The organism is Streptomyces sp. SX-6 (assembly GCF_059089585.1).
On sequence record NZ_JBTHHU010000002.1, the window covers coordinates 414,154 to 428,305 of the forward strand.

11 protein-coding genes are annotated in these 14,152 nt (G+C 71.6%); 7 read left to right on the top strand and 4 right to left on the bottom strand.

Features of this window, described 5'->3' with window-relative positions; all coding sequences use genetic code 11:
- Positions 1–47 precede the first annotated feature (47 nt).
- Positions 48–2,417: a phosphoketolase family protein gene (locus ACV530_RS03880; RefSeq protein ID WP_494330783.1), complete on the top strand. Its 2,370-nt coding sequence runs from the start codon at positions 48–50 to the stop codon at positions 2,415–2,417.
- Positions 2,418–2,483: 66 nt separating this feature from the next.
- Complete coding sequence (locus tag ACV530_RS03885) at positions 2,484–3,875, top strand: SpoIIE family protein phosphatase (protein WP_494330784.1); 1,392 nt, start codon at positions 2,484–2,486, stop codon at positions 3,873–3,875.
- On the opposite strand, the gene ACV530_RS03890 is transcribed toward ACV530_RS03885, so the two are convergent.
- Complete coding sequence (locus ACV530_RS03890) at positions 3,845–6,064, bottom strand: MMPL family transporter (RefSeq protein ID WP_494330785.1); 2,220 nt, start codon at positions 6,062–6,064, stop codon at positions 3,845–3,847. The two genes, ACV530_RS03885 and ACV530_RS03890, sit on opposite strands and share 31 nt — an antisense overlap.
- 142 nt (positions 6,065–6,206) lie before the next feature.
- On the opposite strand from ACV530_RS03890, the gene ACV530_RS03895 reads away from it, so the two are divergent.
- Both ACV530_RS03895 and ACV530_RS03900 read left to right on the top strand, forming a co-directional pair.
- Complete coding sequence (locus ACV530_RS03895) at positions 6,207–7,100, top strand: acyl-CoA thioesterase (protein ID WP_494330786.1); 894 nt, start codon at positions 6,207–6,209, stop codon at positions 7,098–7,100.
- A gap of 22 nt (positions 7,101–7,122) precedes the next feature.
- Positions 7,123–7,530, top strand: a complete 408-nt coding sequence (locus tag ACV530_RS03900) for a DUF2267 domain-containing protein (protein WP_494330787.1) — start codon at positions 7,123–7,125, stop codon at positions 7,528–7,530.
- A 6-nt stretch (positions 7,531–7,536) separates the two neighbouring features.
- Here the strand turns inward: ACV530_RS03900 and ACV530_RS03905 are convergent, their stop codons facing one another.
- On the bottom strand, positions 7,537–7,893 hold the full coding sequence (locus ACV530_RS03905; RefSeq protein ID WP_494330788.1) for a thioredoxin family protein: 357 nt from the start codon (positions 7,891–7,893) through the stop codon (positions 7,537–7,539).
- A 168-nt stretch (positions 7,894–8,061) separates the two neighbouring features.
- Here ACV530_RS03905 and ACV530_RS03910 point away from each other — a divergent pair, with 168 nt between their 5' ends.
- Both ACV530_RS03910 and ACV530_RS03915 read left to right on the top strand, forming a co-directional pair.
- On the top strand, positions 8,062–9,528 hold the full coding sequence (locus tag ACV530_RS03910) for an MFS transporter (RefSeq protein WP_494330789.1): 1,467 nt from the start codon (positions 8,062–8,064) through the stop codon (positions 9,526–9,528).
- Positions 9,529–9,537: 9 nt separating this feature from the next.
- A complete protein-coding gene (locus ACV530_RS03915; protein WP_494330790.1) occupies positions 9,538–10,023 on the top strand; it encodes a MarR family winged helix-turn-helix transcriptional regulator in 486 nt (161 codons plus the stop codon).
- Between the two features lie 308 nt (positions 10,024–10,331).
- Here ACV530_RS03915 and proP read toward each other — a convergent pair whose 3' ends face one another.
- Both proP and ACV530_RS03925 read right to left on the bottom strand, forming a co-directional pair.
- The gene (proP, locus tag ACV530_RS03920; RefSeq protein WP_494330791.1) at positions 10,332–11,939 is read right to left on the bottom strand and encodes a glycine betaine/L-proline transporter ProP; all 1,608 of its coding nucleotides are present in this window, start codon (positions 11,937–11,939) and stop codon (positions 10,332–10,334) included.
- Positions 11,940–12,037: 98 nt separating this feature from the next.
- On the bottom strand, positions 12,038–12,988 hold the full coding sequence (locus tag ACV530_RS03925; protein ID WP_494330792.1) for a carbohydrate kinase family protein: 951 nt from the start codon (positions 12,986–12,988) through the stop codon (positions 12,038–12,040).
- A gap of 133 nt (positions 12,989–13,121) precedes the next feature.
- Between ACV530_RS03925 and ACV530_RS03930 the strand changes: the two genes are divergently transcribed.
- Complete coding sequence (locus ACV530_RS03930; RefSeq protein ID WP_494330793.1) at positions 13,122–14,096, top strand: Lrp/AsnC family transcriptional regulator; 975 nt, start codon at positions 13,122–13,124, stop codon at positions 14,094–14,096.
- The last annotated feature ends 56 nt before the right edge of the window (positions 14,097–14,152 follow it).

Below are 14,152 nucleotides of genomic sequence, written 5' to 3' on the forward strand. Positions count from 1 at the left end.
CATGGGAAGGCATCGCGGACAGGCCCCGTCCACCTTCGGAGGCAGTCATGCAGGACACCGTCATCACCGACGAGGAGCTGCGCGCGCTGGACGCCCACTGGCGAGCGGCCAACTACCTGGCAGTCGGGCAGATCTATCTGATGGCCAACCCGTTGCTGACCGAACCCCTGCGCCCCGAGCACATCAAGCCGCGGCTGCTGGGCCACTGGGGCACCTCGCCCGGCCTGAACCTGGTCCACACCCACCTCAACCGCGTCATCCGCGCCCGTGGCCTGGACGCGCTGTGCGTCTGGGGTCCCGGGCACGGCGGCCCCGCGGTGCTGGCCAACTCCTGGCTGGAGGGGACGTACTCGGAGACGTACCCGGACGTCAGCCGGGACGCGGAGGGCATGGAACGGCTGTTCCGGCAGTTCTCCTTCCCCGGCGGGGTGCCCAGCCACGTCGCCCCCGAGACGCCCGGTTCGATCCACGAGGGCGGGGAGCTCGGCTACTCGCTCTCCCACGCCTACGGGGCCGCCTTCGACAACCCGGACCTGCTCGTGGCCTGCGTCATCGGCGACGGCGAGGCCGAGACCGGGCCGCTGGCCGCCTCGTGGCATTCCACCAAGTTCCTCGACCCCGTCCACGACGGCGCGGTCCTGCCCGTCCTCCACCTCAACGGCTACAAGATCGCCAACCCGACCGTGCTCGCCCGCCTCCCCGAGCGGGAACTCGACGACCTCCTGCGCGGCTACGGCCACGAGCCCCTGCACGTCACCGGGGACGACCCCGCGACCGTCCACCGGGCCATGGCGCGGGCCATGGACACGGCACTCGACCGGATCGCCCTCGTCCAGCGCGCCGCCCGCGAGGAAGGCACGGCCGAACGGCCCCACTGGCCGGTGATCGTGCTGCGCACGCCCAAGGGCTGGACCGGTCCCGCCGAGGTTGACGGCCTGCCCGTCGAGGGCACCTGGCGCGCCCACCAGGTGCCGCTGGCCGAGGTCCGCCAGAATCCCGAGCATCTGCGGCAGTTGGAGGCGTGGATGCGCTCCTACCGCCCGGAGGAGCTCTTCGACGAGCACGGCCGCCCCCGGCCCGAGGTCCTCTCCCGCATCCCCGGCGGCACCCGCAGGCTCGGGGCGACGCCCCACGCCAACGGCGGTCTGCTGCTGCGCGACCTGCCCGTCCCCCCGCTGGAGCGCTTCGCGGTACCGGTCGACAAGCCCGGCGCGAGCCTGCACGAGCCCACGCGCGTGCTGGGCGAGCTGCTGGAGGAGGTCATGGAGGCCACCGCCGGGCGCCGCGACTTCCGTCTGGTCGGGCCCGACGAGACCGCCTCCAACCGGCTCCAGGCCGTCTACCGGGCCAGCGGCAAGGCGTGGCAGGCCGGCGTCCTTCCCGTCGACGAACACCTCGACCGGCACGGCCGCGTCATGGAGATCCTCTCCGAACACACCTGCCAGGGCTGGCTGGAGGGCTATCTGCTCACCGGCCGGCACGGTCTGTTCTCGTGCTACGAGGCGTTCGTCCACATCGTCGACTCCATGGTCAACCAGCACATCAAATGGCTGCGCGTCACCCGCCGTCTCCCCTGGCGCCGCCCCATCGCCTCCCTCAACTACCTGCTCACCTCGCACGTCTGGCGCCAGGACCACAACGGCTTCTCCCACCAGGACCCCGGCTTCATCGACCACATCCTCAACAAGAGCCCGGAAGCGGTGCGGGTCTACCTCCCGCCGGACACCAACACCCTGCTGTCCGTGGCCGATCACGTGCTGCGCAGCCGGGACTACGTCAACGTCGTCGTCGCGGGGAAGCAGCCCTGCTTCGACTGGCTCGGCCTGGAACAGGCCCGCGCCCACTGCGCCCGGGGCGCCGGCATCTGGGAGTGGGCCGGCACCGGGAACAACGGCCGCGAGCCCGACGTCGTCCTCGCCTGTGCCGGTGACGTGCCCACCCTCGAGGTGCTGGCCGCCGCCCAGCTCATCCGCCGCCATCTGCCGGATCTGGTGCTGCGCGTCGTCAACGTCGTCGACCTGGCCAGGCTGCTGCCCGCGAGCGAGCACCCGCACGGGATGACCGACCCCGAGTACGACGCCCTGTTCACCCGGGACAGGCCCGTCGTCTTCGCCTACCACGGCTATCCCTGGCTCATCCACCGCCTCGCCTACCGCCGCACCGGTCACGACCGTCTCCATGTACGCGGCTACAAGGAGATCGGCACCACGACGACGCCCTTCGACATGGTCGTCCGCAACGACCTGGACCGCTACCGCCTCGTCATGGACGTGATCGACCGTGTCCCGGGCCTGGCGGTGCGCGCCGCCGCGGTGCGGCAGGCCATGGAGGACGCCCGTACCCGCCACCACTCCTGGATCCGGGAGCACGGGACGGACCTGCCGGAGGTCGCCGACTGGACCTGGTCGGGATGTTGATCCGATCGTCGGCACCGAGGCGGTTCGGGTCCGGCCGCGGCGGCCGGGCCGTTAGGCTTCGGCCCTGTGACCACTGGCGACAGGAGTGACGAGACATCACATTCGGGCCTGCCCGGACTCCGGCGGGCCCTGGGTGCGGATCTCGGTGCGGATCTCGGTGCGGATCTCGGACAACTGGGCAATGGACTGGCCGATTTCACCCGGTCCCAGGAGCGGATGCACGGGCTCCTGGAGTCGATGCTCGCGATCAGCGGCGAGCTGGAGCTGTCCGTCGTCCTGCGACGGATCGTCACCACGGCGATGGACCTGGCCGACGCCCGCTACGGGGCGCTGGGGGTGCTGAACGAGGACGGATCGGAGCTGGCCGAGTTCATCCCGGTGGGGCTGACCGAGGAGGAGCGGGACCGGCTGGCCGACGCGCCCCTGCCGCACGGTGAGGGCCTGCTGGGCATACTCATCGGCGATCCCCGGCCGCTGCGGGTCGACGACATTCCCGGCCATCCGCGATCGGCGGGCTTCCCTCCGGGGCATCCGCCGATGCGCTCTCTGCTCGGGGTGGCCATCTCGGTGCGCGGACAGGTCTACGGAAACCTCTATCTGACCGACCGCCGGGACGGCAAGCCGTTCGACCAGGACGACGAGGCCGTGGTGGCCGCCCTGGCCGGGGCGGCGGGCGTGGCCATCGAGAACGCCCGGCTCTACGGTCAACTGCGCTCCGGGGCCGAGCAGTTCCAGCGGCTGCTGCTGCCCCGCCTGCCCGACCTCGCACCGTTCTCCGCCTGGACGATGTACCAACCAGCCTCCGATCCCCGGCTGTTGGGCGGCGACTGGTACGACGCCCTGCTGTTGCCCGACGGCACCCGGGCGCTGATCGTGGGCGATGTCATGGGCCACGACGTACGGGCCGCCGCCACCATGGCGCAGATCCGCAACATGCTGCGCGCCCTGGCCTTCGACTCCGCGGCCCCGCCCGGCGAGCTGCTGTCCCGGCTGGACCGCGCGCTGACCGCCCTCGACGAACCCGTCATCACGACCGTCTGCCTGGCCCGGATCCAGCCCGCCGAGGACGGCTGGTCGCTGTGGTGGAGCAGCGCCGGCCATCCGCCGCCGCTGGTGGTGACCGCGGACGGCCGCACCGTACGGCCCGGCGGCGAGGCGGACGTCCCGCTGGGGGTCGACCCGCTGCTGCCCCGCGACGACCACCGGTGCCCGCTGCCGCCGGGGGCCACGGTGCTGATGTTCACCGACGGCCTGATCGAGCGCCCGGGCCTGGACCTCGACGACGCGGTGCGCACGGTCGCGGACGCGGCCGCGGCCCACGCGGACCAGGACCCGGAAACGCTGGGGCGGGCCGTGGTGGCCGCCCGCACCGGTGACGGCCATGACGACATGGCGCTGCTGGTCGTGCGCGCACCTGCCGGACAGGCTCAGTGGTCGCGCAGGCCGATGCGGTCGTGAAGGCGGCGCAGCGGCTTGGGAGCCCACCAGTTGGCCCGTCCGGCCAGCCGCATGAAGGAGGGCACCAGGACGGCACGGACGAGTGTCGCGTCCAGCACCACCGCCAGCGCCAGGCCGACGCCGAGCAGTTTCAGCAGCGTCACTCCGGAGATGGCGAAGACGAACAGCACCACGGCGACGATGGCCGCGGCGGCCGTGATGATGCGCCCGGTGTGCTGGAGGCCGAAGGCGACCGACTCCGTGTTGTCCCCGATCTGCAGATACCGTTCGCGGATCCGGGAGAGCAGGAACACCTCGTAGTCCATGGAGAGTCCGAAGGCCACGCAGAAGGTCAGGATCGGGATGGTCGTGTCGAGCGTGCCGGTGTGCAGCGGGCTGCCCACCAGGAACGACAGGTGCCCTTCCTGGAAGACGAACACCATCGCCCCGAACGTGGCGCTGAGGCTGAGGGTGTTGAGCACGAGCGCCTTGACCGGCATCAGCACGCTCCCGGTGAACAGGAAGAGCAGCACCAGCGAGGCGCCCACCACGATGCCGATCGCCGCAGGAGTGGCGCGGGCGACGGCCGCGGTGCTGTCCTTGACCTCGGCGGCCTGCCCGCCCACCCACACCCGGGCGGCGGGCTCCGCCCCGGGCGGCGGCGCCACCTTCCGCAGCCGGCCGACCAGATCGGCGCCGGCGGGCGAGTCCTGCTCCATCGAGGAGACGACGGAGAGCAGCGAGTTGCCGGCGTCGGCCAGGGCGGCATTCGCCGGGCCCGGGTCCTGGACCCGGCGTCCGCCGGCGTAGGTGCCGGTCGCCGCGGTCACCTGCTTGACGCCGTGTACCGCGGACAGCGAGCGGGCGTAGGGGTCGAGGCGTTGGCCCTGGTCGCGCCCCACGCCCTCCACCACCACCGGGGCGGTGCGCAGCACGCCCGCGTCGAACTGGTCGCGCAGCAGTTGCGTGGCGCGGTGCACCTGGGATTCGGCGGGCAGGGAGCGGTCGTCCCAGAGGCTGGAGGTGAGCCGGGTGAACGGCGAGGCGAGGACGGCCAGCAGGATCACCGCGGCGCCTCCGTAGAGGACCGGGCGGCGCATCACCGCTGTGGCGAACCGGTACCAGCGTCCGTCGGCCGGGTCCGTCGTACGGGACGCGTCCCGCCGCGCCCGGCCGCGCAGCCGGGCGAAGACGTCGTAGCGGTTGACCCGGTGGCCCAGGACGGCGAGCAGCGCGGGCAGGACGAAGACCGCCCCCGCCGCCGCGGAGAGCACCACCGCGATGCCGCCGTAGGCGAAGGAGCGCAGGAAGTACTGGGGGAAGACCAGCAGGGCGACGAGCGACAGGGCCACCGTGAGCGCGGAGAAGGCGACCGTCCGGCCCGCCTTGCACACGGTCGGGCGAAGGGCCTCCCGGACGGTGGCGCCGGTGCGCAGTTCCTCCCGGAAGCGGGCGAGCATGAACAGGCTGTAGTCGATGGCGAGGCCGAGGCCGAGTGCCGTGGTGGAGTTCATCGAGTACACGGAGATCGACACGACGCCCGCCAGGGCGTTGAGCACGGCCCGGCTCACCAGGATGGACAGCAGGGCGATGACGAGCGGCAGGGCGGCGGCCACCGCGCTACCGAAGACCAGCAGGAGGAGGACGAGGGTGATCGGAGTGGAGACCGCCTCGCCGACCAGCAGGTCGTGCGCGCTGCGCTTGCCCACCTCCGACTGCACCTGCGCGGGCCCGGCCGCCATGACCGTCTGCCCCTGCGCGTGCCGGCGTAACTCCGGGACCAGCCGCTCGGCGGTCTTCGTCCGTGCGTCCTCGTCGCCGCGCAGGGAGAGCGACACGAGCCCGGTGTCGCCGTCGCGGGAGCGCATCGAGGGCGCCCGCCCGGCCGTCCAGTACGAGGTGGCGGCCCGTACGCCCTTGTCGTGCGCGGCGCGCTGGGTCAGCGCGGTCCCCAAGGACGTCGCCGCCGGCGAGTCGACCGGGCTGTCGCCCCGTACCAGCAGGACCAGGTCGCTGCCGGCGGAGGGGAAGTGCTCGGACATCAGGCGCGCGGCGCGGGAGGACTGCGCGTCGGGGTCGAAGAACCCGCCGTGGACCAGCCGGTGTTCGACGCCCAGGCCGCCTATCCCGGCCAGGACGAGCAGGACCGTGCTCACCCACAGCACGACGGTGCGCCGTCGGTACAGCGATCCGCTGACGCGGTCGAGCATGATGAGCCTCCCTGGCCGAAATGGTGGTACCGAGATACCGCATCCGCGCCTGTCCTGTCATGAGGGTCAACTCGGCCTCGGCCGACACAAGTTAGATTGAACTCGCGAGATCCGACCGCGGCGACGACGCAGAGTGGGGCCCATGAATCAGGAACATACGCTGCTGGACCTGCTCGGCGTGCTCGATCTCGACCCCGGCCCGGGGGGCGACGGGGAGCGCTTTCTCGGGCGCGCTTCCCTGGACCGGAACTCCCCCGTGTACGGAGGGCACATGGCCGGTCAGGCACTGGCCGCCGCCGGCCGTACGCTGCCCGCCGAACTGCCCGTGCACTCCGTGCACTGTTTCTTCGTACGGCCCGCCGTGCCGGCCGTCCCCTTCGACTACCAGGTCGAGCGGGTGCGGGACAGCACCGCGTTCGCCACCCGGCGGGTCCGCGCGACCCAGCGCGGCCGGGAGGTGTTCGCCCTGACCGCGTCCTTCCACCGCCCCGAGCCGGGCCTCGCCCATCAGGACCCGATGCCGCGGGTCCCGGACCCGGAGGACCTGCCGACCTACGAGGAGAGGCTGGCCACGGCGTTCGGCGAGGCCATCGACCCCCTCGGGCATCCGTACGAGCTGCGTTTCGTCGGGCCGTTGAGCTTCGACATCGAGAAGGACCCGTCTCTCGCGTCCCCCCGGACCCACGTATGGGTGCGCGTCAAGGGCGAGCTGCCCGAGGAGGCGGCCGCCGACCGTGAACACCTGCTGCATGCCTGTCTGCTGACGTATGTCTGCGATGTGACGATGCTCGAGACGGTCCTGGTCCGGCACGGCGTCTCGTGGTTTCGCGCCACCGGGAAGAGCATCGACTACACGCTGTGGATCCACCGCCCTTTCCGCGCGGACGACTGGCTGCTGTGCACGCACGAGTCCCCGGCGGCCTCCGGGGGACGGGGACTGGTCCTCGGCCGGGTCTTCACCCGCGACGGGCTCCTGGTCGCCACCCTCGCCCAGGAGGGCCTGCTCCGTGTGAACGGCGCCGTCACGGACGCCTGAATACCGAAAGGACCCGACTCGAATGATCCGCAGGGACTACCCGGCATTTCTCGCGGCCGTGTGCGCGGGCGGGGGTTACGACGACCCCGCGGCGGCGCAGGAAGCGGCCGGCACCGTCCTGACGGTGCTCGGCCAGCGGCTGGGCGTGCGGTCGGCGTGTGCGCTCGCGGACCGGCTCCCCGACGAGGCCGGCGAGGCGCTGCTCGCCGAGGTTCACGAGGTGCCGCGCGACTGGGACGCGCGGGGATTCGTCCTGCACGTCGCCCGGGCCTTCGGCGTCCCGGAACCGGCGGCCGTGGCCGAGGCCACGGCCGTGCTCGGCGCCGTCGCGGACGTCATCGGCGACGAGGCGGCGAAGGACCTGCTCGGCATCCTGCCGGAGGACTTCCGCGACCTCTTCGGCAAGCCCCGCGGGTTCCGTACGGGCTGACCGGGCTCACCGCCGCATGTCGTCCGGACCGGCCCCTGCCGCCGCGGCCTTGCCGATCAGCTCGCGCAACGCGTCGGGGGCGGGCGCGACGACTTCGCCGATCCTCACCCCGTCGCAGAAGGCCATGAAGACGGGCACGGGGCCGACACCGGCCTTCTGCGCGATCTCGAACGCCTCGTCCAGATCCACCGAGTAGAAACCGACGCTGCCGGCGAATTCGGGCAGTTCGGAGAACCTCTCGAAGACCGGCCCGATCGCCCGGCAGAGGCCGGCCCATGTCGCGCAGAAGCCCACCACCGCGCCCTTGTCCTGCGCGATGGCGTTCTCGAACTCGTTCATGCACGTCAACGGCGTGACCGCCATGTTCTTCGACTCCTCGGATCCTCAGCGGCAACCGGTGCCCGTGGCGAGCCGCGGCGTACGGAACTCACCGTTCCACACCCCCTGCGGCCCCGCACGCCGACGTAATCCTTCCCCCATGATTTCGCATCGTGACCCGAATGGTTCGGTATCCGATGTAATCTCGTTGACATGACCCGGTTCCTCACGACCGAGCGGAAGCGCCCCGAGTGCATACGCACACGCCCCGGTGCCTGGTGGCTGGCGGTGGCGACGGTGTGCTTCGGGGCGTTCATGGGGCAACTGGACGCGAGCATCGTGACGTTGACGTACGGCAGCCTGCAATCCCGCTTCGGCGCTTCGCTGGCGGCCGTCGAGTGGGTGTCCCTGGCGTATCTCCTGGCTCTGGTGGCCCTGTTGCTCCCGGCCGGGCGGCTGTCGGACGCCTACGGACGCAAACTGTTCTATCTGTACGGGTTCTTGGTGTTCAGCGGCGCATCGGCGGCTTGTGGACTGGCGCCGTCGCTGGCTGTACTGGTGGTCTTCCGGGTCGTGCAGGCCTGCGGGGCCGCGATGATGCAGGCCAACAGCGTTGCCCTGGTGACCACCAGCGCCCCGCGCGAGCGGATGCGTGCCGCGCTGGGGGTGCAGGCCGCCGCGCAGGCGCTCGGGCTCGCACTCGGCCCCACGGTGGGAGGTGCCCTGGTGTCCACACTCGGCTGGCGCTGGGTGTTCGGCATCAACGTGCCCATCGGAATCGTCGCCCTGATCGCCGGCCACTATCTGCTGCCGCGCACCCGTCACCGGTCCCCGGCCCGGCGGTTCGACTGGGCGGGCCTCGTCCTGCTGGCGGCGGCGACCACCAGTCTGCTGCTGGCCGTCTCCGCCGCCTCCGGCCTGCCCGTGGAGGGCTGGGCCGTCGCCGTGCTCTTCACCGTGGCCGCCGGGGCCACCTGGGCCTTTGCCGACCGGCAGCGCCGGATCCCGCATCCGCTGCTGGACCTGCGCATGCTGCGGGTGCGCGCCGTCTCGGCCGGGCTGTTCGCGGCACTGTGCGGATACCTGGTGCTGTTCGGCCCGCTGGTGCTGGTGCCCATCATCGTGACGCTGCACGGGCACACCACGCTGACGGCGGGCTGCGTGCTCACCGCTCTGCCGGCGGGCTTCGCGCTGGCGGCCACCACTGCCGACCGCATCGTGCCCAGCGGGGTCCCCGACCGGGCCCGGTGCGTGGCCGGGGCCGTCCTGTGCGGCGGGGCGCTGGCCGCCATGCTGGCCTCGTCGTTGTCCATCGCCTGGCTGACATCGACGCTGGCGCTGATCGGGATGGGTCTCGGGCTGTTCACCCCGGCCAACAACGCCCTGATCATGGGCGTGATCCCGGCGGGCTCCTCCGGCACGGGCGGCGGCCTGGTGAACATGGCCCGCGGCCTGGGCACGGCCCTGGGGGTCGCGCTGGTCGCCCTCGCGCTCTACCTCGGCGGTCCCTTCGGCCACCGCTGGGCCATCTTCACGCTGCTGCTCGTATCGGTCCTCGCCGCGGTGGCCGCGTGGCTCGGGACACCGGCGGGGGCCGGTGAACCCGCTCGTCCCGGTTCCCCGCCTGTGCGCGGCAGCCATGCGAAGCGGGCGCCGGACGACCGGATGTCCCCCAGGTAAACTCTCCGCATGCCGCCGAACCGCCCTGGGGATTCGGACACCGCCGCCGAACGGTCCACCGACGCGCACCTGCTCACCGCGGCTGTCACGCGTCTGCGCCGGGCGCTGCGCGCCTCGATACGCACGGACTACCCGTGGGAGCAACTGCCCATGGCCCAGGTCGAGCTGCTGCAGGTCCTCGCCGAGCACTCCCCGGCCCGGGTCAGCGAACTCGCCGCCGGCCAGCGGCTGGCACCCAGCACTGTCAGCGGGCTCATCGGCCAGATGATGAACAGCGGCCTCGTCGCCCGTGCCGTCGACCCGGCCGACCGCCGTGCCGCCGTCGTCACCCTCACCGACGCCGGCCGCGCCCAGCTCGAGGCATGGACCCGGGCCCACGAACGCCGCCTGGAGGCCGCGCTGGCATCGCTCGACGAGGGCGAACAGGCCGTCATACGCGCGGCGTTGCCCGCCCTGTTCCGTCTCGCCGAGCACCTCGACGAGACGGCCGGCTGACCCTCATTCCCCGCACCCTTGCCATACGCGTCGCTGGAACAGATTTCCGGTGGCCTGGTTACCGCACTCTCCACACGGTAAACCTCCTTCGGGGGCGTAAGGAGGCATGATCGGCAGGCATCCACCCGCTGTCCCCCTTCAACTCGCCGTCCCCTGAAACGCCCTGCCATCGTCACGCCGGGCAGAGCTCAGGCAAACAAACAGGACGGCAAGGCGACAGCCGGGAATCGTCCAGCGGACACCAGGTCAACACCAAAGGCGGAAAGCACCGTTCCGGCCTTGGAGCGGCATATCACGGCAAGCCCTCATTACTCCGTGTGGTGCCGGTGCCACGGGTGACGCAGGCGCACCCAGACGTCCCGGGCCCCGCGCCCGGCCTCGACGCGGCTCCGGGCGACGAGTTCCCGGGCTTTCTCCTCGCTGTCCACCATCGGCCCGGAGCCGCGCAGCGGGCGGCCGGCCGTTTCGTGCAGGAAGAAGGCGGAGACGAAGCCGATGGTGCCGGCCGCCATCAAGTAGTAGGCCGGAATCATCTCGTTGTGGGTGTTCTCGATCAGGGCGGAGACGAACAGCGGGGTGGTGCCGCCGAAGAGCGAGACAGAGATGTTGTAGGAGACGGAGAGCGCTCCGTAGCGCAGCCGGGTGGGGAAGAGCGCGGGCAGGGTGGACGCGGCGGTGCCCGCGAAGGAGACCAGCAGCAGGGCGAGGATGAGGCACCCGATGGCCGGCAGCACCACCCCCTGGGCGCGGATGAGCAGGAGGGCGGGGACGGCCAGGACCACCAGGGCGGCGCTGCCGGCCATGAAGACCGGCCGGCGTCCCCAGATGTCGGAGTAGCGGCCCACCGTGGTGATGGTGAGCGCGACGACGATCATGGAGCACAGGACCAGCAGTTGCGCGGTGGTGGAGTCGCGGCCGAGCGTCTCGGACATATAGGTCGGCAGGTAGGAAGTGACCAGGTAACTGGTCACGTTGTAGACCACCACCAGGCCCATGCAGATCAGCACGGCGTGCCAGTGCTTGGTGAAGGTCTCCTTCAGCCGCCCGTGCCCGGACTGCCGGCCCTCTTCGGCGTGCTCCTCCAGGGCCCCGGGAGATTCGTCGGAATCCTTGGCCATGCCGGCCGTGCCGGCCGCGGCCGCGGCCTTGAAGGCGGGCGTCTCCTCCAGCCGCATCCGCATGTAGAGCCCGATCAGGCCGAGCGGCCCGGACAGCAGGAAGGGCAGCCGCCAGCCCCAGTCGACCATGGTGCTCTCGCCCAGGGTCGCGGTGAGCGTGGTCACGAGCGCGGATCCCAGCACGTAGCCCACGAAGGTGCCGAAGTCCAGCCAGCTGCCCAGGAAACCCCGGCGTTCATCGGGCGAGTACTCGGCGATGTAGGTGGTGGCTCCCGCGTACTCGCCACCGGTGGAGAAGCCCTGCACCAGGCGGCACAGCAGCAGCAGGACGGGCGCCAGCAGACCGACCGTCCCGTAGCCGGGCAGCAGGCCCACGGCGAAGGTGCTCACCGCCATCATGATCATGGTGGCGGCCAGCACCCGCTGCCGCCCGATGCGGTCGCCCAGCGGCCCGAAGGCCAGTCCGCCCAGCGGACGCACCAGGAAGGCCACGGCGAAGGTCGCGAAGGACGCGATGACCTGGATACCGGGAGAACTGCCGGGGAAGAACACCTTGCCGAGCACGGCCGCCAGATAGGCGTACACCCCGAAGTCGAACCACTCCATCATGTTGCCGAGCGCCGCCGCCGAGACGGCCCTTCGCACCTCGGGACGGTCGGTGACCGTCACCTCTTCGAGGCTCAGCGCGTTCTTGCGGCGGCGCAGTGCGATACGCATCAGCCGGTCGGTCGCGGGAGTGCTCTCCCGCGGCGACCTGACCTGGCCCGGCCTCGGGGGTTTCCTGCGGTCGGCGTCCATATATCTATTCAATCCCTGTGCGCGGTTTGGTGCTTCTTGGGGCCTGAGTGAAACCGGCCAGCCGCGCGCTTACCCGGGCAGGTGGGCCGCAACCTCCTTCATGTACAAGTAAAAAGTTCGGCGGCGTACGGGGGCTGGGCGCCGGCGCGGGAGCAGGTGACCGCGGCGGCGCGGGCCGCGAAGGCCAGGATGTCGCGCCACTGGCCGTCGTCGAGGGCGGGGGACGCGCTGAGGGCGCCGTGGCCGTCGAGCCGGTGCAGCAGCGCGGCGTTGACGGTGTCGCCCGCGCCGATGGTGTCCACGACCGCCACCTGCTCACTGGGGACGGCCAGTTCACGGCCGTCGCGGGTGAGGACCGTCAACCCCGCGCCGCCACGGGTGAGTACGACGGCGTACGGGCCCTCGGCCAGCCACTCCCGGGCGGCGCTCATCGGGTCGCGCTCCGGGCCCGCGAGCCAGGCCGCGTCCTCCTCCGAGAGCTTGAGGAGAGTGACGTACGGGAGCCATGAGCGGAAGCGGGCCCGGTAGGCGTCCGCGTCGGGGATGAGGCCGGGGCGGATGTTCGGGTCGAGGGCCGTGAACAGGCCTCGGGCGGATGCGCGGCGCATCAGTTCCTCGTACGCGCTCGCCCCGGGCTCGAGGACCAGCGAGCAGGTGCCGAAGGAGACGGCACGTGCCGCTTCGGGCAAGGCGTCCGGGCCGGTGAACAGGCGGTCCGCCGTGCCCTCGACATGGAAGGAGTACTCGGCAGAGCCGCCCTCGCCGATGTGCGCCACAGCCAGGGTCGTGGGTTCGGGGCCGCGCCGGACCAAGGAGGTGTCCACGCCGTCCGCCGCCAGGCCGCTCAGCAGGGCCTGGCCGAAGTGGTCGGTGGACAGCCGGGAGCAGAACGCGGTGGGGGTGCCGAGGCGGGCCAGGGCGACGGCGGTGTTGTAGGGGCCGCCGCCGCGTTTGGGCAGCAGGGCGGGAAGGTCACCGGCGGGCCCGTCCTGTTCCCGGGGCCCCGCGGGAACGAGGTCGATGAGGGCTTCCCCGGCGACGATGATCATGGCGGAGTGGGGCCTTTCTGGTTGAGCGCGCTGATCATCCTTCCCCGGACCGATGCCGGTGCACAAGGCCGAGTTCGGCTACTAGCGTTGGCGGAGGGCGGTGGCGGTTTCCGTCGCGTTCTACGATCGGACGATGGAAACCGTCACGCTCGACGATCTCGACCGGGGGCTGGTCCATGCCCTCCAGCTCGACGGCAGGGCCCCGTTCAACAGGATCGCCGAGGTGCTCGGCGTCTCCGAGAGCACCGTGGCCCGCCGCTACCGGCGGCTGCGCACGGCGGGAGTGCTGCGGGTGGTCGCCAACGTCAACCTCGGTCCGCTCGGCTACGTCCCCTGGAGCATCCGGCTGCGGTGCACGCCCGACGTCTCGGGCCCGGTCTCCGCCGCGCTCGCCCGCCGGGCCGACACCTTCTGGGTGCACCTGCTGTCGGGCGGCACCGAGATCTCCTGCAGCACCCAGACGCGCAGGCAGGAGGAGGGCGGCAGCCTGCTGCTGCAGAAGCTCTCCCGCACCAGCCGGGTCAACTCCGTGACGGCGCACGCGATCCTGCAGTCTTTCAAGGCGCCTTCCGACTGGACGGGACTCGTCCACCTCGACGACGAGCAGGCCGGGCGGCTGCGCCCGGAGCCCGTGGCCCCGGCGGACGGCCGGGCCGTCGTCGACGAGACCGACCACGAGCTGCTGGAGATCCTCGCGCGGGACGCACGCACGGGCTACGCCGAACTGGCGGCAGGTACAGGCCTGTCGGAGTCGACCGTCAAGCGGCGCCTCCGGCAGCTGCGCCGCGTCGGCATCCTCTCCTACCACGTCGACCTGCCGATGTCCGCGCTCGGCCACCACGCGGAGGCCCGGATGTGGATGTCGGTGAAGCCCTCCGAGCTGGTCGCGGTGGGTACGGCCCTCGCCGGCCACCCGGAGGTCTCCTTCGCGGCCGCCACCACCGGGCCCACCAATCTGATGGCCTCCGTCGTCTGCCGGGACGGCGCCGGCCTGTACCGCTACCTGACCGAGAGCATCGGAGCGCTGGACGCCGTGCACACCCTGGAGACGGCAACGGTGGACCGCACGGTCAAGCGTGCGGGCACGGTGACGGATTTCCTCCACTGATCCTGATCCCATGCAGGAAACCAGCGGCTGACGCTGTTTGGCTGGCCGTGTCCGTC

Excerpts from the sequence above, each read along its gene's own strand:
- ACV530_RS03880 (WP_494330783.1), top strand. The coding sequence starts at position 48 with ATGCAGGACACCGTCATCACCGACGAGGAGCTGCGCGCGCTGGACGCC.
- ACV530_RS03890 (WP_494330785.1), bottom strand. The coding sequence starts at position 6,064 with ATGCTCGACCGCGTCAGCGGATCGCTGTACCGACGGCGCACCGTCGTG.
- ACV530_RS03895 (WP_494330786.1), top strand. The coding sequence starts at position 6,207 with ATGAATCAGGAACATACGCTGCTGGACCTGCTCGGCGTGCTCGATCTC.
- ACV530_RS03900 (WP_494330787.1), top strand. The coding sequence starts at position 7,123 with ATGATCCGCAGGGACTACCCGGCATTTCTCGCGGCCGTGTGCGCGGGC.
- ACV530_RS03905 (WP_494330788.1), bottom strand. The coding sequence starts at position 7,893 with ATGGCGGTCACGCCGTTGACGTGCATGAACGAGTTCGAGAACGCCATC.
- ACV530_RS03910 (WP_494330789.1), top strand. The coding sequence starts at position 8,062 with ATGACCCGGTTCCTCACGACCGAGCGGAAGCGCCCCGAGTGCATACGC.
- ACV530_RS03915 (WP_494330790.1), top strand. The coding sequence starts at position 9,538 with ATGCCGCCGAACCGCCCTGGGGATTCGGACACCGCCGCCGAACGGTCC.
- proP (WP_494330791.1), bottom strand. The coding sequence starts at position 11,939 with ATGGACGCCGACCGCAGGAAACCCCCGAGGCCGGGCCAGGTCAGGTCG.
- ACV530_RS03925 (WP_494330792.1), bottom strand. The coding sequence starts at position 12,988 with ATGATCATCGTCGCCGGGGAAGCCCTCATCGACCTCGTTCCCGCGGGG.
- ACV530_RS03930 (WP_494330793.1), top strand. The coding sequence starts at position 13,122 with ATGGAAACCGTCACGCTCGACGATCTCGACCGGGGGCTGGTCCATGCC.